Source organism: Aliikangiella aequoris (genome assembly GCF_053709105.1).
Map to the genome: position 1 here is coordinate 3,453,570 of NZ_CM132298.1, position 18,686 is coordinate 3,472,255.

Annotated in this window: 18 protein-coding genes; 7 read left to right on the forward strand and 11 right to left on the reverse strand. The window is 41.4% G+C overall.

Annotation, left to right across the window (positions count from 1 at the left end):
* Nucleotide 1: 1 nt before the first annotated feature.
* The 4 genes from cas1f to ACUR5C_RS14930 all read right to left on the reverse strand — a co-directional run bounded on the left by cas1f (nucleotide 2) and on the right by ACUR5C_RS14930 (nucleotide 3,900).
* The gene (cas1f, locus tag ACUR5C_RS14915) at nucleotides 2-955 is read right to left on the reverse strand and encodes a type I-F CRISPR-associated endonuclease Cas1f (RefSeq protein ID WP_454465972.1); all 954 of its coding nucleotides are present in this window, start codon (nucleotides 953-955) and stop codon (nucleotides 2-4) included.
* Nucleotides 956-1,094: 139 nt separating this feature from the next.
* Nucleotides 1,095-2,222 carry an HNH endonuclease gene (locus ACUR5C_RS14920; protein ID WP_454465973.1) on the reverse strand — a complete coding sequence of 376 codons (1,128 nt, stop codon included), beginning with the start codon at nucleotides 2,220-2,222 and terminating at the stop codon, nucleotides 1,095-1,097.
* Nucleotides 2,223-2,606, reverse strand: a complete 384-nt coding sequence (locus tag ACUR5C_RS14925) for an HIT family protein (RefSeq protein ID WP_454465974.1) — start codon at nucleotides 2,604-2,606, stop codon at nucleotides 2,223-2,225.
* Nucleotides 2,607-3,078: 472 nt separating this feature from the next.
* Nucleotides 3,079-3,900 carry a hypothetical protein gene (locus tag ACUR5C_RS14930; RefSeq protein WP_454465975.1) on the reverse strand — a complete coding sequence of 274 codons (822 nt, stop codon included), beginning with the start codon at nucleotides 3,898-3,900 and terminating at the stop codon, nucleotides 3,079-3,081.
* Nucleotides 3,901-4,107: 207 nt separating this feature from the next.
* On the opposite strand from ACUR5C_RS14930, the gene ACUR5C_RS14935 reads away from it, so the two are divergent.
* A complete protein-coding gene (locus tag ACUR5C_RS14935) occupies nucleotides 4,108-6,273 on the forward strand; it encodes a winged helix-turn-helix domain-containing protein (protein WP_454465976.1) in 2,166 nt (721 codons plus the stop codon).
* A gap of 341 nt (nucleotides 6,274-6,614) precedes the next feature.
* On the opposite strand, the gene ACUR5C_RS14940 is transcribed toward ACUR5C_RS14935, so the two are convergent.
* Nucleotides 6,615-7,877 (reverse strand): hypothetical protein, encoded by a 1,263-nt coding sequence (locus ACUR5C_RS14940; RefSeq protein WP_454465977.1) that lies wholly within the window; start codon nucleotides 7,875-7,877, stop codon nucleotides 6,615-6,617.
* 418 nt (nucleotides 7,878-8,295) lie between these two features.
* Nucleotides 8,296-8,934, reverse strand: a complete 639-nt coding sequence (coq7, locus tag ACUR5C_RS14945) for a 2-polyprenyl-3-methyl-6-methoxy-1,4-benzoquinone monooxygenase (RefSeq protein ID WP_454465978.1) — start codon at nucleotides 8,932-8,934, stop codon at nucleotides 8,296-8,298.
* A 122-nt stretch (nucleotides 8,935-9,056) separates the two neighbouring features.
* Between coq7 and ACUR5C_RS14950 the strand changes: the two genes are divergently transcribed.
* On the forward strand, nucleotides 9,057-10,544 hold the full coding sequence (locus tag ACUR5C_RS14950; RefSeq protein WP_454465979.1) for an AAA family ATPase: 1,488 nt from the start codon (nucleotides 9,057-9,059) through the stop codon (nucleotides 10,542-10,544).
* Here ACUR5C_RS14950 and ACUR5C_RS14955 read toward each other — a convergent pair.
* From ACUR5C_RS14955 to rpmE, 3 genes are all read right to left on the reverse strand, one after another.
* On the reverse strand, nucleotides 10,541-11,158 hold the full coding sequence (locus tag ACUR5C_RS14955) for a YceI family protein (RefSeq protein WP_454465980.1): 618 nt from the start codon (nucleotides 11,156-11,158) through the stop codon (nucleotides 10,541-10,543). The two genes, ACUR5C_RS14950 and ACUR5C_RS14955, sit on opposite strands and share 4 nt — an antisense overlap.
* A 221-nt stretch (nucleotides 11,159-11,379) precedes the next feature.
* Complete coding sequence (locus ACUR5C_RS14960) at nucleotides 11,380-11,802, reverse strand: Hsp20/alpha crystallin family protein (protein ID WP_454465981.1); 423 nt, start codon at nucleotides 11,800-11,802, stop codon at nucleotides 11,380-11,382.
* Between the two features lie 224 nt (nucleotides 11,803-12,026).
* Nucleotides 12,027-12,242 carry a 50S ribosomal protein L31 gene (gene rpmE, locus ACUR5C_RS14965; protein ID WP_454465982.1) on the reverse strand — a complete coding sequence of 72 codons (216 nt, stop codon included), beginning with the start codon at nucleotides 12,240-12,242 and terminating at the stop codon, nucleotides 12,027-12,029.
* A 225-nt stretch (nucleotides 12,243-12,467) separates the two neighbouring features.
* On the opposite strand from rpmE, the gene ACUR5C_RS14970 reads away from it, so the two are divergent.
* The 3 genes from ACUR5C_RS14970 (at nucleotide 12,468) to ACUR5C_RS14980 (ending at nucleotide 15,403) form a co-directional block, all read left to right on the forward strand.
* The gene (locus ACUR5C_RS14970) at nucleotides 12,468-13,331 is read left to right on the forward strand and encodes an alpha/beta hydrolase family protein (protein ID WP_454465983.1); all 864 of its coding nucleotides are present in this window, start codon (nucleotides 12,468-12,470) and stop codon (nucleotides 13,329-13,331) included.
* 106 nt (nucleotides 13,332-13,437) lie between these two features.
* On the forward strand, nucleotides 13,438-14,445 hold the full coding sequence (gene hemB, locus ACUR5C_RS14975) for a porphobilinogen synthase (protein ID WP_454465984.1): 1,008 nt from the start codon (nucleotides 13,438-13,440) through the stop codon (nucleotides 14,443-14,445).
* A 106-nt stretch (nucleotides 14,446-14,551) separates the two neighbouring features.
* Nucleotides 14,552-15,403 carry a sulfurtransferase gene (locus ACUR5C_RS14980; RefSeq protein ID WP_454465985.1) on the forward strand — a complete coding sequence of 284 codons (852 nt, stop codon included), beginning with the start codon at nucleotides 14,552-14,554 and terminating at the stop codon, nucleotides 15,401-15,403.
* A 91-nt stretch (nucleotides 15,404-15,494) separates the two neighbouring features.
* Here ACUR5C_RS14980 and ACUR5C_RS14985 read toward each other — a convergent pair whose 3' ends face one another.
* Entirely contained in the window at nucleotides 15,495-15,797 is a 303-nt protein-coding gene (locus ACUR5C_RS14985) for a hypothetical protein (protein ID WP_454465986.1), read from the reverse strand.
* Between the two features lie 403 nt (nucleotides 15,798-16,200).
* Between ACUR5C_RS14985 and ACUR5C_RS14990 the strand changes: the two genes are divergently transcribed.
* The gene (locus ACUR5C_RS14990) at nucleotides 16,201-16,794 is read left to right on the forward strand and encodes a carboxymuconolactone decarboxylase family protein (RefSeq protein WP_454465987.1); all 594 of its coding nucleotides are present in this window, start codon (nucleotides 16,201-16,203) and stop codon (nucleotides 16,792-16,794) included.
* 95 nt (nucleotides 16,795-16,889) lie between these two features.
* Here ACUR5C_RS14990 and ACUR5C_RS14995 read toward each other — a convergent pair whose 3' ends face one another.
* Complete coding sequence (locus ACUR5C_RS14995; RefSeq protein ID WP_454465988.1) at nucleotides 16,890-17,249, reverse strand: hypothetical protein; 360 nt, start codon at nucleotides 17,247-17,249, stop codon at nucleotides 16,890-16,892.
* Between the two features lie 349 nt (nucleotides 17,250-17,598).
* Here ACUR5C_RS14995 and ACUR5C_RS15000 point away from each other — a divergent pair, with 349 nt between their 5' ends.
* Nucleotides 17,599-18,675, forward strand: coding sequence for a TRAP transporter substrate-binding protein (locus ACUR5C_RS15000; RefSeq protein WP_454465989.1), 1,077 nt, complete (start codon nucleotides 17,599-17,601; stop codon nucleotides 18,673-18,675).
* The last annotated feature ends 11 nt before the right edge of the window (nucleotides 18,676-18,686 follow it).

The window sequence follows — 18,686 nt, forward strand, 5'->3', positions numbered from 1 at the left end:
GTTAATTACACTCCCATGATGTCTCTAATGCGATTTTTTTAACTGTGTTAAACATAAAATCTAGCGATTTATGAGCAGTAAATGCTTGCAGGCACTGCTGCCTGAACTCCTGTTCAGTTGCTTTCTCTTTAGCGCATATAAACGCCCAAGGCAGCACCAGTGCATCTTTTACTAAATCTGCGACATCAAATACTAATGCCCCTCTACGAGTTTTACCATGCATTACCGCAAAGCCATGCGGTATACCTAAAACCCATAACGTCGTCGCAGCAAGTCCATAGGCCAGATAATTTCCATGATTCAAAAAATCATTAGCTAAATCTGTTGACTCTCTATTTCTTGTAAAATTGTCATTGTTAGTTTGGTTGGCGGAAATTTTATATAGTTTTTTGGTTAGCTCTGCTTCCAATTGAAGCAGCTTAGTGGTTTTACTTGCTTTTTCAATTTGTGGAATTGCAGTTTGGATGAGAGAAGATATGCTGTCGTCTTGGGCCGAAAAGCCTTCATTGACTAAATCGCGGTCTTTCGACCATACTTGTTTTATATAATTTAATCGCGACTTTTGAATTAGTTTTGCTGCCGCAAGCCTTTTAGAATCGTCAAACCAAAAAGACATCCAACCTTGTATATATTCCGTCGGGCGATATTCACTTTGCGGAGACATCCATTCAATCTCAGTCCCCATCAACAGTGGAGTTCCTCCTCCACCACAAAACCCAACCATTACGCCTGCTTGCGCTAACATTCGCATAGCGGCTTGAGTTACCGATGTCCCTGTGCCTAACAATATACATGTCGTATTCGCAATAGGAATATTAAAGTACAGATTTTGTTTTTCTCGTTCAGTCAAATAGAGTACACGACCATCTTTTTGCATAACGCGGCAATATTCTAAATAATAAAGATTCGCTCGTTTAGAATGCAAAATAGCTTTTAAGTCGGTTAATTGTTCCATAATTATTTACTCAAACTTTAATACGTCTACTATATTGGTATTTTTCCTTTGTACCAATACTACTCAAATTGCTGTGTATACTTTTCATGCACATGATGATTAAATTAGCTATTAAGTACTATTTTTCACCTTATATAAATCATTGCCAAATCCCGCTAACACTGGGCTTACTGAACAGTGTAAACTCCTTCCCCAACTTCCAAAGCTCCACCCCACTTTGCAAATTAGTATAAATAGCCCGACTCACATTCTCGCTTAACCCAAGCCCAACATCCCAATGACTCTGCTCTGCTAAACTTTCTAATTCATTCACAATTTTTGAATTGTTCAACCGCTCCACCCAATTGGCTAGATGTTCTTCATTAGCTAAAAAATCTTTTTTAGCGGCATTACAATTTCTATGCGCTACTACAAAGTTAGCTAACGAATCATTCGGATATCTTGCCCAAGGAATAAAATGATCCACTTCGGGCTTTTTGGTTTGCGCACTACCCACAGGCTTACCGCAATAAAAACAACGACCGTTTTGTAGTTCAACTAACGGCTCGTTTAATTTTGCCGTAGAAGCCCGGTTACTATTAAATAAGAATGATTGCAGCCGCGCTTCTTCTAACTTATTAGTTTCTGCTACACGTGCAGCCCACTCTCGCTGAATTAACGGCCTTAACAGACCACTTAACTGAATTAAATAGCCTGCTACATTCGGTTGAAACCGAATTAAATTATCAAAGTTTTTACTCGTGCCTTTTTGATAACTGCTCACCTGACTTTTTTTAATTGAGTCATCCCATGTGATGCTATAAATAAACGAACGCTCACTTGCTCCCATTCGTTGTAGCCGCGGTAGTGGCATTTCAATTAAGGTCCACTCCACTTGATCAACTAGCTTGTTAAAAGCTTTTCTATCTTTATGTTTGGCAGAAAAATACGGCGAATAAGCGCCCAGTTGTGAGGCTTGTCTAAAAGCGACAATATGATTAATAATACTGGCTTGCGCGCCTTGCCTGCCTGCATTTTGCAATAGAACAGCGCTTTCATTTGGGGTAATAACAAAGGGATTCGTTTGCAGCCAATAAATTTGAATAATTTTTTCCGCTAGCTGGCGTGTTGAAACTGAATTAGGTGGCGTTTGAGTAGTAGTAAAATGCTCCATGGATAAATCCATTAACCCAAGCAACACCGCATATTTATAAGTGCTGGTAAATCGGCCTTGCTCAAGTAAGGTCATTACTCGCTCTGCAAAGCTAATAACAGAAGCACTTTTCATCTAATACCCCCGCTTCCCAGCAATCACACCTCTCACTCCACCTCTAGGACTCTCACAATCACCATCTCTCCTCGGGATCAAATGAATATGACAATGCATCACCGTTTGCCCAGCACTTTCTCCACAATTCATGCCAATATTAAACCCAGTAATACTGGGGTCTTTTTGAATATGATTGTCTTTAAGCTCAACTAACAACTGATTAGCCGCTTGCTGCTCTTGCTGGGTTAAATCAAACCAGGTTTCAACATGGCGTTTGGGGATAATAAGGGTATGCCCAGTGGTTACTGGGTAGGCGTCGTGAATCACGATAAATAAACTAGATTCACTAATAATACGCTCAGCAGGAAGCTGACAGAATAAACACGTTGACGGGTTACTCATAGATAGACGACTCCAACCTTCCTAGATTAAAAACCGCCTTAATCCTTTCTCCATACGGCAGCTTGTATTCATTATTTTTATCCCGTTACGATAACAGGCGAAATGAGATATGTAAATATGAGATGGGGTTTATTAATAATCTCAATATATAGCTCAATGAGAAGATCAATATTAAAAAATACCAATAAACAAAAAGGCAGGTGAACAAAGCTGCAGGTAAACAAAAAAGCCAGCGATACTACAACAGCTGACTGGCTTCTTTGTTTTGCTTGGTTCTGCATTGTATTGCTTTATTTTGATCAAAATATGGATTCTTTTAAAAACCCAACACTTTCCAAAGCAACTTGCGGAAAAACATCAATCCATGAATTCCATTTAATTTGTAATCTCCAAGATCCAATAACTAAGATCGAACATCCAATATCTAATATCTAACCTTGGTCGCTCTTCCTTGAGCTTTTGGCTAACTCGGTTATAACGTTTGATCGACCAAAAATACTGCAGTGTCTTCTTGGTCACTGCTGTTGAGCATTAATATTAACGTGATACGCTCTGCGGTGATTTGCGATGGCATTAATAACCCGGCTAACGCACTGGTCATTTCACACTCATTACCACTGGCAGTCGCAAAAGCTTGGTATACGCCTTTATCTGCATATTGAGTGAGTGTACCTGTGTAAGTGCAGGTATTAACTGTAACGCTAAAATTGCCGGCGGGATCAATCGTTAAACTATTAACATCGGTAATTGACTCTTGAATGCCGACAGTTCTTAGTATTCCAGTGTAGTCTCCTGAAATATCACTGAGTAAGGCGGGATCAAAATACAAAGACTTTTCAGATCCGCTTGCCCAAGCTCTTTGCCCATGCGTGGTGGCCACAAATTCACCAAAAGTGCCTCTAATGGCAACTTTTAGGCCGCCTTCGGTATGCCCAGTTTTGCCAAATATCGCATTAGGCTCTTGCTGGCCCACCTGTTGATAGTCGATAAAGTTTGCCCATGCAATGGGAGTTTTGTTCTCAAAACTATTGGCTTGTGGCAAGTTGCCGCGTGGGTGTCCGGCGAGTTCCGCGTCTACATAATGCACCCCATAAAAATCGCCATTGTCTAAGAAGGCGTAGGTTCCCTGAAACTGACCATAGTCAACGTCATAGATCCCTTCGACTTTAAATGTGACTTCTTTTGTTTCTTCTTCAATGATTTTCTCTTCTGAACCACCGCCCGATCCACACCCGCTTAACAGCAACAGAATAACCATTGATAAAACATTGTTGAATGACTTAATCATACTCACTTTCATACCTACCTTGTTTAAAAAATAACCCTATTTACAACTTAAGCCAGCAAGGTTAAAAAACCGCCAACCAAGTATTAAGACGCTAAGCATTGCTTGAACTCAACTTTTTGTTTTGTATATGGGCAGGCGATGACTTACAATGATTCACTCATAATGGAAAAATTATGGAATTATTTGTCTATATAAATCAACAGGATACAGAGATTGCATAACAAAGAAAATTTTAGAGTTGGGCCTTATTTGGTGATCCCTTCTCACGATAAACTCGCAGTCGATGATCAAGAATTTAAGCTTGAGCCTAAAATAATGCAGGTGCTGTGTTGTTTAATAGAGCATCACGGCGAAGTTTTAAGTCGCCAACAAATAGCAGAACTTTTGTGGCCAGGGAAAGTGGCAGGACTTGAAGTAGTAACTCGTGCAATTTTTGAGCTGCGCAAAGTTTTTAATGACGACTCTAAAGCGCCGCAATATATAAAAACGGTGCCGCGCAAAGGCTATGTTTTTATTTATCCTGTCGAAAACATAGCAGCTGACAATGCTTCGCCATTGGGCGATGGGTTAGGCCACGGGTCTGGCCAAAAGAGTCGACATTTTTCCGCCAGTACAAAACTAGTTAGTGCATTGATTGCGCTAGGGCTTATCTTATTAATCGCGGTTTATTTTAATCAACCGCAAACTCCCGCCCCACACTACAGCACTCGCTTTTTAACTGACTTTAGTCAAGACACCGTCATGCATTCTGTTTCGCCAGACTGGCAAAAGGCTATCTTTGTGCAAATGAAAGCATTACCGCAAGATGAAGCATCTGTGCAAACTCAAACGCACACTCAATCTCTAGCGCTTAATCAAAACGCATTGTCAGGCCAGCTGGCGATACTAGATCTAAAATCACAGGCAATTCATACTTTAACGGAGGATAACTTTTTATATCGCAGTCCGGTTTGGGGGCAAACTAATAAATATTGGTATTTTGTAAAATGTAGTACAAACGAATGCCAAGTGGTGAGGCAACATATTAGCACGGGTGAATTGGTTACTTTGTATCAATCGAGCCATCGCATTAAATATTTAGCGGTGTCGGCAGATGAAACTAAACTGGCGTTGTCTGTTTTTAAAGACAATAAAATCGACATAGTGGCGTTTACACTCGATAATTCGGCGAGTTTACCGCTAAACCATGCGAGCGGCGCCATCAATATTAAGACGCCATCTGAAATATTCAATGAGTTCCCACAATTTTCTAAAGATAGTCAAAAGCTTTACTTTATTTCACGAACCAGCCGCGGTATTAACCAGCTATCACAGTTTGACTTAGACACTCAAAAGCTCACAGCGACCAATTTAGCGCTAGATACTGTTTGGGGACTGGCAGTCCAGTCTAATCACGAAATTTGGTTAAGCGGACGCGCCAGCGGCGTTCATGCGCTCTGGAAATACAACATGAATGATCAAAAGCTAGCGAGGAAAACAGATTTTTCTGCGCAAGAAATACCTGCCAGTTTAGCGGTTTCATCTGCTGGCGATAGAATTATTTATGCGAGTCGAAACCGCGACATTAATATCGCTAGCTTACGCCAAAGTCTAGGGTTTGTGTGGAGCGATTTAAACAGTGACTATATTGACTTTAAAGCCATTTATGATCATCAAATTAAAACAACTTTTTTTGTTTCTAATCGCTCAGGCGCTTTTGAGTTATGGCAAACCAATTCTAAATCGACTAAAAAAATAACCGACATAAAAGCCGATATGATCGAGCGGCCGGTTGTTTCATCAAACGGAAAACACATGGCATTTATTGCCAGAAAAAATAATCGTAACTCGGTAATTATATTTAGCTTGCCGCAAGGTAAAGTGATTAGCCGCCATCAACTAGCAGGCCTTAATACCTTATTAAACTGGTCTATTGATGGTGACAATTTATATTATTCTGCCAATGAGAATAACCAGTTTAATGTTTACCGCCTTAATATTCGCGACCAGAAAAAATCCCTTGTTCTGATCAACTCAAGTAAATTGGCACAGGAAAGTGCTGATAAAAATTTGCTTTATTATATTGATGATAAAAGTTTTCAACTAATGGTTAAAAGCAACAACGGCGAAGTAAAAAGTCTTTTTAAATTTAATAGCTACGCTAACCTTCCGTCTGCTTATCAGTCTAAAATTATTGGTGATGTTTATTACTACATTGCAACTAGTAATGGCTTAAGAAAACTTAAGTCTGTTAATTTAAAAACCAATGAACAGCTCGAACATTTTACTATTCCGTCGAACCTATTTATTACCGACATTAGTTTCGACAATGAGCCCTTTATTATTGTCGATAGCTTAGCTCAAGAAAGCTCAAGATTTGTCCAGCTTAATGCCTTATAGAATTGATTGAATGGATTGAATGGATCGAATAGATCGAATCGATTGAATGGCCGCCCCTAGGTTGGGGTGAGTCACAAAACCTAACCTGCGGCTTAACCCAAATTACTGAGTTTTCATGAGAATAGTGCATGAGAATAGTGCATCTTTACCATGCCGCACTCCGTTAAACAGCGCTAACTATATTGAGCTCTGTCATGCTATTAATATTAACCTTTATTCAAATCAAGTTCGCATTAACAAAACACTTACTCAATTTACGGCACTCACTAGATTTGGCGTGGACATATAAAAACTAATTATATTAGTGACTGTCCACGGTTATTGGTCCAAGGCTATTGCCTTTACGCCATACAGGTATTATGCATAGAAATCTTAAACAACCTGTTCTCTTTATTATAGTGATCAAAGTATAATTTAAATGTTGTAAGGTGTATCTTAATTTCAATAAAATCGTTGCTTTTATCGAAAAAGAAGCTCGGCTTATCAATATCGATCTCGCTTAACCATTTAAGATCTGCGGTAGTACTTTCTTTAATGTGCTTTTCGAAAGAATCAAAAGATACTTTTGTTACTTTTGTATCAAAAGTGATATCACAGTAGTGATGTGATAAACGGCTATCTGTTCTGCCATGATATCTAAACTTAACTGGGTGTGGGGCTAGCCCTGCCATAGGTTTGCCTTTGATTACTCTTTGTGCGAAATCTTTTGCAATACGTAATCGTTCTTCGTTGAGTGTTTTTATCGCTTTCATACCGGCGTCTTGTTCAAAATAATCGACCTGTAGAAGGAGCGCTTCTTCTCCTTTGTTGTCTTTTTTTATAACTGAAAGGTCGCCAATTTTATGGTCGGGCCATTCTGGGTTCCACAATTTTCCGACTGTGTATGTGTAGCGCCCATTTTTAAATTCGTATCTTGGATATTTTAATGACCCATTGCTCCAAATTTTTTCGCCGTTAGTTAGGATAAGATCGGGCTTTTCTTGTTGTGATTTATTACCCGGCCACACAGCATAACGGTACATATGGTCGCCCATATAGTCGACGCGAATATTAAACTTATCGGAGTTCCAACTTAGAACAGGATATTCCATATTGTGTAAACTTGAGTGTAGGTATTTTTTTTGCGTTTCGGTTACATGTTTAGCTCTTTCTATAAATTTTTCGGTGCGAACCGAGATAGTGCCTAGCCAAGTACTTTCACCTGCCCAAACCATACCGTTGTTTAACATTGAGCCGCGCCAACCCACTTTCTCCCAATCTGAAATAGTAGAATTGGCTATCAGTTGTATCAGCTTTTCATCAACCACTTCGTCAATACGAGAAATCATTTCTTCTTGGTTCTCAATGTCTTTTAGTGGTTCGGGCATCTCAAATGGGTAGACAAAAACTTGAGCAATGCAATAGGGTTGTCCCGTACGAAAGGCTGAGATTATATAGGGTAGTTTCTCGTTTACTGCTCTGTCTGTTGGGCTTTTAAACTGGGCATCTAATTCGGCGACATCTTCAGTGCAGGTAGAGTAAATTTTCCTCTCTGCTAATGCGTTCTTGATAGTGAGGCCAATTAGTAGTGTGATAAGTATCGTGCGAAGTAGAAGATTCATCATATTTATGTCGTTTTGTGACCTTCGAGTGTTGGTAAAACGAAGGCGCTTTTCCTTTAATTAAATGCTGAATTTGGGCTGGTTGATTATTGTACAAGTTAGAAAGTTAACTTATTGTTCATTAATCCAGTCGAGTTCTAATAGTATAGAGTAAAGCTGAATAGTATATGAATATTATGATTTGTAATATCGACTTTCGATGTTTATGGACATAATGGGACAAGTCACTTTTTCAACGACTAACCTTTTAAGGCTCTCGATTTCTCTTTTAAGATCCAAATCATTCCTTAATTCTGCTCGAATACCACTCGTAATAAAACTCACAGAACCAGGATGATTCAATCCAAAATAATAACCTTAAACCGGATGAACTAATGACTTTGGTAAAAAGACGAGGGCTAATAATTTTAGCGCTTATTTTTCACACATAGTAGGCAGTCGAAGTCATCACTTTGCCCAGTAATTGCATTACGTCTTTTATGGGTTTAGGTAGCTCACTGCCACCCGCGGCAATGGCGGTATCGGCATGCTGCTGTTCATCAATTTTCATTTGGGCCAATATTGCTTGGCTGGGTTTATCTTGTTGGGGTAATAACCCTAAGTGACCTTCTAAATGAGCGACTACCTGGCGCTCTGTTTCAGCCACAAACCCAAGACTCCACTTGTCACCAACTGCTCCAGCGACTGCGCCAATGGTAAAGGAACCGGCATACCATAAAGGATTTAAAAAGCTGGTATGACTATCAAGTTGCTTAATGCGGGTTTCGCACCAATCTAAATGGTCATTTTCTTCAATAGCCGCTTGTTCCATTTTGGCTCTTACTTTGGGTAATTTCGCGGTAAGCGCCTGTCCTTGATACAAAGCTTGCGCGCACACTTCACCACAATGATTCACTCGCATTAAGCCTGCGGCATGCTTTTTTTCTGTCGCGTCGAGTTCACCAGCAGCAACGCCTGCCATAGGGTTTGCGCGCGACGACACCTGCGCTCCGCCGAATAAGGTTTTAACGGCGTTATCGAATAATAAAATTAACTTATCTTGTGGGGTTATTTGCTGCATGCTCTAGACTCTCGGTGAAAACTCACTAAAATAGCTCATCTAGCGGGTATTTTAAGCCAAACCAATAATGAAAGCCATTTAACTGCTAGTAACATTATTAACAAAATAAACGGAATATGAGTATGAGCGGTAAAACAGACTTTCATGACCTTAGTTTACTTATAAAAACGGGTAAGCCAATTATCACCATAGACACCCATGAAGAGTCCAGAGCGTTAGACTTACTTGCAGAAATTGCCGCCCATTTAAACCGTCCACTTTTTAGCTGGGATCATGTTGATGGAATGCGCCGAGTTGATTTGGCTTATGATTTAGCTGAAATAGAGGACAGTCATGAACCTCTTGCGGCACTAGCACACATTAACCAAGCTCATCGAGCCTGTCTATTTGCACTGTGCGACTTTCACCCCCATTTAGATGATGCGCCCAAAGTGGTTAGAATGTTAAAGGAAATTGCACTTAAACATCACGAGCGTGCCCATACGGTCATTTTTATTTCGCATTCAATTGATTTACCTGCTGAAATCAAACGCTTTAGCGCCAGCTTTCAATTAGCGCTGCCAAATGAAGCGCAACTTGAAAAGCTGATTCGAAAAGAAGCTTCGTTATGGTCTCGCCAAAATCAAGGTGAGAAAGTTAAAACCGATTCTGAAACACTTAAAAAACTAGTTAGAAACTTGCAAGGGATGACTTTTGCAGATGCGCGCACCTTAATTCGTAATGTTATTGCCGACGGCGCAATTACCGAAAATGAACTACCCGCAGTAAATAAAGCGAAATTTGAGCTGCTGGATATGGATGGTGTTTTAAGCTTTGAGTACGAAACATCTAAGTTTACCGAGGTGGGTGGATTAAATAATTTAAAGCGCTGGTTAAAGCAACGCGAAGCCATTTTTTTAAACCCAGACATTCCATTAGATCCACCTAAAGGGCTGATGCTAGTTGGCGTGCAAGGCGGCGGAAAAAGTCTCGCTGCTAAGTCTGTTGCAGGCATGTGGGGGCTTCCACTGCTTAGATTAGACTTTGGCGCGCTGTATAATAAATATCACGGCGAGACAGAAAAAAACTTACGTGACTCGCTAAAAATGGCAGAGCTAATGTCACCTTGTGTTTTATGGTTAGACGAAATAGAAAAAGGAATTTCTAGCGGCGAGAGTGATGCCGGTACATCGCAGCGTGTACTCGCAACATTATTAACTTGGATGGCAGAAAAACAACAGCAAGTTTTTTTAGTTGCTACCGCTAATGATATCTCGCGGCTTCCACCAGAGCTCATGCGCAAAGGCCGCTTAGACGAAATCTTTTTTGTCGACTTGCCAGACCTTGAAGCGCGAAGCGAAATATTTTCTATTCATTTATCACGACGACAACAAAAGCCAGCAGACTTTTCGCTTGCTTCGCTTGCCCAAGCCAGCGAAGGGTTTACCGGCTCCGAAATAGAACAAGCGGTGGTGTCTGCACTTTATCAATCTTACGCCGAAAATATTACCCTAAACTCAGCGCAGGTTTTAGACGCCATTAAACAAACTAAACCGCTTAGCGTCGTCATGGCAGAAAAAATTCAAGGGTTACGAGACTGGGCAAAAGAAAGAACGGTTATGGCAAACTAACGGCGCTGAAACTCAGCATAAATTTCAACTTTAACGCTGTCACCAACCATTGGAATGTAGCTATCCATAGAAAAGTCAGAACGTAAAAGTTCAGTTTGAGCAGAAAAACCTAAGGTATAAAAGCCAGTTAAAAAATTATCGGCTCCGCCATGAAATGTTGCCAATAACTTTATTGGCTTTTCAACACCGAGCAATTTAAGCTTAGCATTAAACACCAATTGGTTTTCGCTAGGCGTTGCTTCGACACTTAAGGTAGTTAACTCAGCCTTAGGGTAAACCGACGAATTAAACCAAGTACCAGTGACTAACTGCTGCTCAAGCTCTGGGTTATTCACATCAATGGAATCAGTCGCAACCCAGGCGTGTAATCGGGCATTTAGCTTATTTTTAGGATCGAAAGTTAAACTTGCATTAAACTGATTAAAGCGGCCGACAAAAGTCGACAACCCCATGTGATTAACTTTAAAAATTACACTGCTATGGGTAGGATCGATTTGGTATTCACCCGCAGTCAACTTAACCATAGATGACTCGACTCGCGGCGACAAAATATAGCTGCAACTACTACTAAAAACTAATATGCTTAACGCAACAAGCGCTTTTACTGTTTTCATTTAAAACGCTCCTATTGCTAAAATTTGTTTCGTTTGGCAAATACTCTGAGTAAGCTTTTTAACACTTGCGCTAGCATTGGCACAGGTTCAGCACTCAGGTTATAAATTGAGTTTATTATGAGTAAGCCAACGAAACAAGTGCTAGATGGTTTTAGTGCCACCTAGCAAAAGTTTCGGCAATAGAATAGTAAGCGAGTTAGGCTTAAATGAGTGTGCTAGTCTTAGTGAATCTCAATATTTTTTAAAGACTTTTCTTTCACTAGCTTAGGTAAACTTAACACTAATAATCCATTTTTACTTTGCGCGGAAATGTTGGTTTCGTCAATATTTTCCGGCAATGAAAAACTACGTTTAAATTTTCCAAACCCGCGTTCAACACGGAGTGCTTTTTTATCGTCTAACTGAAGCTTTCTTTCTCCACTTAAACTTAAAATATTTTCTTGTAGCTCAATTTTTATGTCTTGCTTATCGATACCGGCCAGCTCTGCCACAATTAAAAAGCGTGACTCTTCTTCCAACACATCAACTTTAGGACTCCAGTCTCTGTCAGTTTTTGTGGTTGATTGATTAGTGCGCTCAGGATGCGAGTAAATATTAAAAAAGGAATGTAAATCCTGTAAAGGATCAAGTCTTAGTCTGTTCATGCTGATCTCCTCAGATTAAATTAATAAAATCATTCATTAATAAAGTCATTAAAATTCTTCTGAGCAAAGTCATTAACCGGTTAAGCAATGCTGCTGTAACCTATATATGGAGATGGCCATTATTTTTTCAATAGCAAGCACTAAAATATTTTTAAAACCGATTTGCTAAAAATAAAAAAGGCGCTATAAAGCGCCTTTTTAGTATTCTTGAAAAGTAATTTAAGTTACTTTTTAAGCGAACGTGCTCCGAAACGTTTACGGAATTTATCAACACGGCCACCAGTATCAACCATTTTTTGCTTACCAGTGTAAAAAGGGTGACAAGCAGAACATACGTCTAAGTTGATTTCTTTACATAAAGTTGAACCGACTTCAATCACGTTTCCGCAGCTGCAAGACGCTTTAATAGGTTCGTAAGTTGGATGGATTTCAGCTTTCATTTTTAGTTACTCATTTTGTGCGTATCGCCATTTGAGCCGGGGTCATTCCCTTTGGTCAAATACCATACAGCATTAATAGGACGGCGGATCTTACCGATCAAATAGCATGAATGCAAGCGATATGCATCGCTAAGCGGTTAATTTAGCTCAACTGGTTGGAGGAGTTAGCTTTTTACACTAGAATAGCCTTTCAAACTCAATGCTTGAGCTTAACTTGGATAAATCATGTCATTAACCTTAAATACGATTCAGTCTTCAGATGGTGCGCAGTTTCAACTTCAACATACCCCACAGACTGACACTATTTCAGCTCAAACACCCCTAATGCTGTGCCTTCCCGCAATGGGAGTTCCGGCACGCAGTTATTTACCACTAGCCTTGCAACTACAGCAACGCGGTTTGTTAGTTGCAACATTTGAACAGCGCGGCTTAGGCACAAGTAATTTGAGAGCTTCTCATGCAACTAATTTTGGCTACGCTGAAACCCTACAAAGTGATCTACCTTTAGTTTTTGAGCACCTGAAAAGCAAATTTCCACAAAACCCAATCTATATTGTAGGTCATTCGTTGGGAGGTCAGTTAGGGCTTGCTTACGCGGGACTTAACCCAGGGCAAGTGGCGGGCTTTATTGGTGTGGCCACCGGCACACCTTTTTATAAAATATGGTCGTTTCCTGCCAACATTAGTTTAGTTGTCGCCTCATATTTAATGCGCGCAATTGCATTTGTGATGGGCTATTTTCCGGGCAGAAAACTTGGATTTGGGGGCAGAGAAGCCCGCCAAATTATTAGTGACTGGTCATTTACCGTGAGAACCGGCAACTTTAAAGCGAAAGGATTAAACCGTGATATAGAAGCAAGCCTTGCTCAATTAAAACTAAATGCACTGATGCTCACTTTCTCACAAGATATTTTAGCACCGCCTTCATCTAGCCGCGCCTTAATCGAGAAAATTGCTACGCCCGCCAGTTTCCATCACTTTAGCCCACCAGAACTACCACACCATTTACTTGGTCACTTTAATTGGATGCGTGAGCCCGACTTAGTCGTTAATAAGATTATCCAATGGCTTAAAATAAAACCCTCTTAAAGTGGAAACTTGCGCCTAATTAGCTGTAAATACAGCAGCCAATGAATTTAACTGTTAAAATATGGCTAACGACAAAGCCCACTTTTAAATTGAGTACAGGATTAACATGGCCAACTTTACAACACTTAGCCCTTTTCCTTTTAAACGCCCCAGACGTATGCGAAGCAGCGATTTTTCGCGTCGCCTTATGGCTGAAAATAAAGTGTCCACTAATGATTTAATTTATCCGGTATTTGTTTTAGAAGGCGAAAACCGCAAAGAAGCGGTCGCCTCTATGCCGGGCGTCGAGCGAAAAAGTGTCGATCTTTTATTACAAGAACTAGCCGAAGTTGTGGCCTTAGGCATTCCAGCTATCGCGTTATTTCCGGTCATTAGCGAATCGAAAAAAAGCTTACTCGCAGAAGAAGCACACAACTCAAATGGCTTAGTCCAAACGACAATTGCTCAAATTAAAGCTCAGTTCCCCGAGCTTGGCGTAATTACCGACATAGCATTAGATCCATACACGGTTCACGGCCAAGACGGTATTATTGATGAGCAGGGCTACGTGCTTAATGAAGCCACCGTTGAAGTGCTAGCCAGACAAGCGGTTAGTCATGCCGAAGCCGGGGCAGACATAGTGGCACCTTCTGATATGATGGATGGCCGCATTGGCGCCATTCGTGAAGCGTTAGAAACAGAAGGATTTATTAATACCAAAATTCTCGCTTATTCAGCTAAATATGCTTCTGCGTTTTACGGTCCTTTTCGCGACGCGGTTGGCTCCGCTGGCAACTTAGGTAAAGCAGATAAAAAAACCTATCAAATGGATCCGGCTAATGGCGATGAAGCATTTCATGAAATTGCAATGGACTTGCAAGAGGGAGCCGACATGGTCATGGTAAAGCCAGGCATGCCCTATCTTGATGTTATTTATAGAGCCAAACAAAACTTTAAAGTTCCGGTAATGGCTTATCATGTTAGCGGCGAATACGCGATGCTAAAAGCAGCTTCAGCGAATGGCTGGATAGACGAAGAAAAATGCGTTATGGAAGCAATGCTTGGTTTTAAACGCGCCGGAGCCGATGCCGTTTTAACTTATTACGCCAAAGATATTGCGCGCTGGTTAAAGTAAACCAACTAGCGCGTGCATAAACTGAGGCCGGGCTAATGATAAATTAGCTCCGCCTAACCCGGTTTATATTGCCGTTAATTGTTGCTTTATCACACAGGAAAATGCGATGGACTTGCCAACTTCAAATATTGTTTCTGCAAAGTGGCTCAATCAACATTTGAATGAGCCCCGCCTTGTCATACTCGATGCAACGCTTAAAAACCTGCCCAACGGTACTCCGATTGCAAAACCGAGTAACATAATTCCCACAGCGATAGAGTTTAATTTTGATACCGAAATTTGTGCACCAGCAACACCATTGCCGCACATGTTACCTAGTCCACAACAGTTTGAACAACAAGTCGCTTCGCTCGGCATAAACCAAGACTCAATTATAGTTTGTTACGATGCCATGGGTATATTTTCCAGTGCTAGAGCCTGGTGGATGTTTAAAATTATGGGGCATCAATCCGTGTACGTTTTAAACGGCGGACTACCCGCATGGCTTAAGCAAAATTTTAATTGTGACAGCGACTGGAAATTAACTCATAGCCAAGGTGATTTTAAAGCCCAGTTTAATCCCGACTTAGTTGTAAACGCAGAACAAGTTCTCGATTTAATTGGCCATAAGAACAGCCTTATTTTGGACGCTCGCTCACAAGCTCGTTTTAATGCCCAAGAGCCAGAACCCAGAGCAGGATTACGCAGCGGACACATTCCTTCGTCCCGTTGTTTGCCGCATACTCACCTACTTGAAAATGGCTTATTAAAAGAAACCCCAGCTCTCCAGCAAATTTTTGCCAACTTTAACGAAATTAACAGCCAACAAATTATCGCCAGCTGCGGCTCAGGCGTTACCGCCTGCGTCATCGCCCTGGCCGCCGCCGAAATTGGACTAACCAACCTAGCCGTATACGATGGCTCATGGGCCGAATGGGGAGCCAACCACGACCTACCAATTCAACCCTGCCATCCATAAAATCCTCCCCTCTAAAAAAATCCCCACAAAAATAACCAAGCCAAAGCATCATAAGCCCCACCCCACAAATCAACATTCGCCCCGCCTGAGATTAAAACCGCAAATAACAATTCCACAACCGCCCCCTTCCCCACAATCCCCACAAAAATAACCAAGCCAAAGCATCATAAGTACCACCCCACAAACCAGCGCTACCCCCACCCGTGATCAAAAACGCAAATGACCACTCCACAGCCACCACAAAACCCAATCGCGGTGCCCAGTGCCAACGCCAGCGTCTTTTTGCTGACTTTTTTGACGCAGGAAAAAAGTCAGTCGCATGCAAGCGCAGCGATGCGAAACCGCCTTTAACCTCAATAATCCACCAAAGCCAAAACCTAAAACCTAAAACCACAACTCACCAACCTCCCCCATCAAAAAACCCCACAAAAATAACCAAGCCAAAGCATCATAAGTACCCCCCCACAAACCAGCGCTCCCCCCACCCGTGATCAAAAACGCAAACGACCACTCCACACCCTCCACAAAACCCAATCGCGGTGCCCAGTGCCAACGCTAGCGTCTTTTTGCTGACTTTTTTGACGCAGGAAAAAAGTCAGTCGCATGCAAGCGCAGCGATGCGAAACCCCTTAACCTCAATAAACCACCAAAACCAAAAACTAAACCCGCACTTTCCAAAAGCCCCCCTTTTCTAACCCCAATCTAAAACCCCATTTTATATTGCATATGCAACAATAAACCAATAAGATAAATAACCCACTTATTCTCATAAAACGATTCAAAAAAAGGACTCCACAATGGCCCACATGCAACCCCTAGACAAATCCACCACACCAGAGCTCGCAGACGACTTTGCTATATTTGAAAAAATACTCGGCTTTGTCCCCAACAGCTTACTCACCATGCAACGCAAACCTGCAATGGTTAAAGGCTTTGGAGAACTCACCAAAGCAGTAATGTCAGCAGATGGCGAAGTTGACCTAGGCTTTATGCGCTTGATTGCACATTTTTCTAGCCGTGCGGCGGGCTGCCAGTATTGCGAAGCACATTCATTAATTGCCGCTAATATTCACGGTGTATCACAGCAAAAATTGGACGCTATTTGGGACTATAAAAGCAGTGATTTATATACTGAAGCAGAAAGAGTCGCGCTAGATTTTGCCCTTGCAGCAGGTTCTGTACCTAATGCTGTTACTCCTGAGCTTTTTGCTGAAATGCGCAAGCATTGGAGTGAAAACCAAATTTGTGAAATTTTAGGCGCGGTATGCTTGTATGGATTTCTTAATCGCTGGAACGACTCAATGGCGACAGATCTTGAAGACTCCCCCAAAGCCATGGGTGAGCGCGTGTTAACCCAAGGTGGCTGGAACGGCGGCAAACACGTTAAGTAATTTAGCTGCTTTTTATTCCGTCGCTAAAAAGGGTTAGTTTTTTAAAATAAGCCTGGCTCATAGACTGACTTATGAGCCAAGGCAACCGATAGGTTTTATTCGCCAGTACCAACAAACCCAATCATCCGAGATACTCGATCTCCATCTTGTTCAACAAAATACTGGCCAAACTGAGTTTGCTCCGTTCCATCAGGCCCGATCCCTTTAAAAGCGACAGTGACACGAGTGACGCCAGCAATGGTGTCACTTTTAACCACATTTGCTGACCACCCCGGTGCATTTGCGCAAAACATACCCACATAATGATTTAATGCTTCAATACCTTGAAGCGTTTCAGGCGTGCGGGGGTCGTCGTAGCGAACCGTTTCTGTCACCGCACTTTTAATTTTGCTGAGCCGAAGCTCAGCATCTACAATTTGCCATGCCTCAAAAAAGGCTGTGATGCAATCTGACATATAGTTCTCCTCATTAAAAAAATGCAAACCACCTATCGCTGCAACTAAGCTTGCCAGTGCGCAGCAAAAAAAGCAAAGCCAATGAAAATTGTAGTTAGCCTTTAATAATCAGTAATAGCGCTAAGTTGTATTTAGTTAAACCAATTAATAAGCTAAGAGCCAAATAAAACGCTAAAGCTTAATCGACCATTGAGCTGCATTTTAATATTCAATGTGTGGAATACCGCTATGCCCAAGACTCTGGGTAACTATTACTATTTCATTGGCAAGCAAGCTTGTGTATTCTAGAGTGCAAAAGTAAAACAGCGTGTTCGAATTCACCGACGAAACCGTTTCACAGGACAAAAAAATGAAAAGAAGAAACTTTATTGCCGCAGCAGGTACTGCCACATTATTAACCGCTTGTGGCCAAACCAAAGACTGCCAAACAACAACCCAGTCAGCGAGTAACACCGAAACTATTCACTGGAATATGATTACGACATGGCCACCGGGCTTTCAGGGACTAGGCACTGGCGCAGAATACCTTGCCGAACTTATTGATCAACTGAGTAATGGCCGCTTAAAAGTAAAAGTCTATGGTGCTGGCGAATTAGTTCCTGCGCTACAGGTATTTGATGAAGTTGCTTCTGGTAGCGTCCAAATGGGACATGGCGCTTCTTATTACTGGAAAGGCAAATTACCGGCGGCATCATTTTTTAGCTCTGTTCCATTTGGACTAAACGCACAAGAAATGAATGGCTGGTTACTTAAAGGCGGCGGTTTAGAATTATGGCAAGAACTCTATGCGCCTTATAATTTAATTCCTATGCCGGCAGGCAATACCGACATGCAAATGGCCGGTTGGTTTAATAAAGAAATTAATTCGGTCGAAGATTTAAAGGGTTTAAAAATGCGCATTCCCGGTTTAGGCGGTGAGGTATTAAAGCGCGCAGGAGGAACTCCTGAACTTATCGCTGGCGGTGAAATATTTTCTGCCTTAGAAATGGGCCGAATCGACGCGGCAGAATTTGTTGGCCCTTATAATGATCTAGCTTTTGGCTTTTACAAAGCGGCTAAATATTACTACTACCCGGGTTGGCAAGAGCCAGGAACCACTTTAGAAGCAATGATCAATAAACAAGCTTTTGAAGCTTTACCCCAAGACTTACAAGAGATTGTAAAGATTGCTTGCTTAACAGCCAATGCCGACATGCTAGCTGAGTTCACAGAAAAAAATAACGCAGCACTAAATGAGTTGGTAGAAAAACACGGCGTGCAAGTTAAGCGTTTGCCACAACCGGTTTTAGATCATCTAGAAAAAATTTCCGAAACTTTGGTGGCAGAACAAGCGCAAGCCAACCCGTTAGCTAAACGAATTTATGACTCTTATCTTGCGTTTAAAACTAAAGCAAACGCGTGGAAAACCATGCAACAAAGTTTATAAGCTAACCACTT

Excerpts from the sequence above, each read along its gene's own strand:
- cas1f (WP_454465972.1), bottom strand. The coding sequence starts at position 955 with ATGGAACAATTAACCGACTTAAAAGCTATTTTGCATTCTAAACGAGCG.
- ACUR5C_RS14920 (WP_454465973.1), bottom strand. The coding sequence starts at position 2,222 with ATGAAAAGTGCTTCTGTTATTAGCTTTGCAGAGCGAGTAATGACCTTA.
- ACUR5C_RS14925 (WP_454465974.1), bottom strand. The coding sequence starts at position 2,606 with ATGAGTAACCCGTCAACGTGTTTATTCTGTCAGCTTCCTGCTGAGCGT.
- ACUR5C_RS14940 (WP_454465977.1), bottom strand. The coding sequence starts at position 7,877 with ATGATGAATCTTCTACTTCGCACGATACTTATCACACTACTAATTGGC.
- coq7 (WP_454465978.1), bottom strand. The coding sequence starts at position 8,934 with ATGCAGCAAATAACCCCACAAGATAAGTTAATTTTATTATTCGATAAC.
- ACUR5C_RS14950 (WP_454465979.1), top strand. The coding sequence starts at position 9,057 with ATGAGCGGTAAAACAGACTTTCATGACCTTAGTTTACTTATAAAAACG.
- ACUR5C_RS14955 (WP_454465980.1), bottom strand. The coding sequence starts at position 11,158 with ATGAAAACAGTAAAAGCGCTTGTTGCGTTAAGCATATTAGTTTTTAGT.
- ACUR5C_RS14960 (WP_454465981.1), bottom strand. The coding sequence starts at position 11,802 with ATGAACAGACTAAGACTTGATCCTTTACAGGATTTACATTCCTTTTTT.
- rpmE (WP_454465982.1), bottom strand. The coding sequence starts at position 12,242 with ATGAAAGCTGAAATCCATCCAACTTACGAACCTATTAAAGCGTCTTGC.
- ACUR5C_RS14970 (WP_454465983.1), top strand. The coding sequence starts at position 12,468 with ATGTCATTAACCTTAAATACGATTCAGTCTTCAGATGGTGCGCAGTTT.
- hemB (WP_454465984.1), top strand. The coding sequence starts at position 13,438 with ATGGCCAACTTTACAACACTTAGCCCTTTTCCTTTTAAACGCCCCAGA.
- ACUR5C_RS14980 (WP_454465985.1), top strand. The coding sequence starts at position 14,552 with ATGGACTTGCCAACTTCAAATATTGTTTCTGCAAAGTGGCTCAATCAA.
- ACUR5C_RS14990 (WP_454465987.1), top strand. The coding sequence starts at position 16,201 with ATGGCCCACATGCAACCCCTAGACAAATCCACCACACCAGAGCTCGCA.
- ACUR5C_RS14995 (WP_454465988.1), bottom strand. The coding sequence starts at position 17,249 with ATGTCAGATTGCATCACAGCCTTTTTTGAGGCATGGCAAATTGTAGAT.
- ACUR5C_RS15000 (WP_454465989.1), top strand. The coding sequence starts at position 17,599 with ATGAAAAGAAGAAACTTTATTGCCGCAGCAGGTACTGCCACATTATTA.